The organism is Allobosea sp. TAB14 (assembly GCF_052113865.1).
Classification (GTDB): Bacteria; Pseudomonadota; Alphaproteobacteria; order Rhizobiales; family Beijerinckiaceae; genus Allobosea; species Allobosea spartocytisi.
Window position 1 is genome coordinate 1 of sequence record NZ_JBFRDQ010000376.1, and the last position, 1,091, is coordinate 1,091.

Annotated in this window: 1 protein-coding gene; it reads left to right on the forward strand. The window is 64.8% G+C overall.

Translation table 11 applies throughout. The features are described 5' to 3' along the window. Window positions 1-1,091, forward strand: a 1,091-nt coding sequence (locus tag AB4Y99_RS27750; protein ID WP_441525622.1) for a UbiD family decarboxylase, incomplete at both ends; no start/stop codon positions are given.

Below are 1,091 nucleotides of genomic sequence, written 5' to 3' on the forward strand. Positions count from 1 at the left end.
ACCCATCGCTGTCGCCGCTCGAGGTCCTGAAGAGCTGGAAGGAACGCCGCGGCACCCTAAAGCCGATCGATCCGGTGACCGTGAAGGACGCACCCTTCCTGCAGAACAGCATGACCGACGGCGCCGTCGACATCTCGCGCTTTCCCGCGCCGGTCTGGCACCGCAACGATGGCGGCCCCTATATCGGCTCGGGCAGCCTCGTCATCACGAAAGACCCGGACGAGGGCTGGGTCAACGCGGCGATCTATCGCGTGCAGGTGCACGGCCCCGACAGGGTGACGGTCCAGTTCGACCACAAGGGCCGCCATGGCGCGATGATCTCCAAGAAGTATTGGGACCGGGGCGAGCCTTGCCCGATCGCGATCGTGAACGGCCAGGATCCGGCGCTTTTCATCGCCGGCTTCGAATATCTGCCGGAGCGGCACCCGGAATACGCCTTCGCAGGCGCGATCAGAGGCGAGCCGGTCGAGGTCTACGAACTGCCGCTGACCGRCCTGCCGGTGCCGGCCCATGCGGAGATCATCCTCGAAGGCTATCTGCTGCCTTTCGACGAGGCGAATTTGCCCGAAGGGCCGTTTGGCGAGTTCACCGGCTATTACGCCGCCGACAAGCGCCCCGCGCCGGTCATGGAGATCAAGGCAGCCCACTATCGCGACAATCCGATCCTATTGGGATCGCCGCCCCTGAAACCGCCGCGTTTCCATTTCGGCATTCCGTTTCGAGCCGCCAGCATCTGGGGCAATCTCGAGGCCTGCGGCGTCGGCGACGTGGTCGGCGCCTGGCAGCATGTCTCGCAGTTGATGACCGTTGTCGCGATCCGTCAGCGTTATGCCGGGCACGCCAAGCGGGCGGGGCTGATCGCCGCCGCCAACAGCTATATGGGGCGCGTCGTCGTGGTGGTTGACGAGGATGTCGATCCTTCGAACCTCGCCGACGTGATGTGGGCCGTGACGACCCGTGCCGAACCTTCGGAGGATGTCGATATCGTCCGCAACGCCTGGAGCTCGTCGCTCGATCCAAGGATTTCGGCCGCCGACCGCGATTCGGGCCGCACCTCGAACTCCAAGATGATCATCGACGCCTGCATTCCC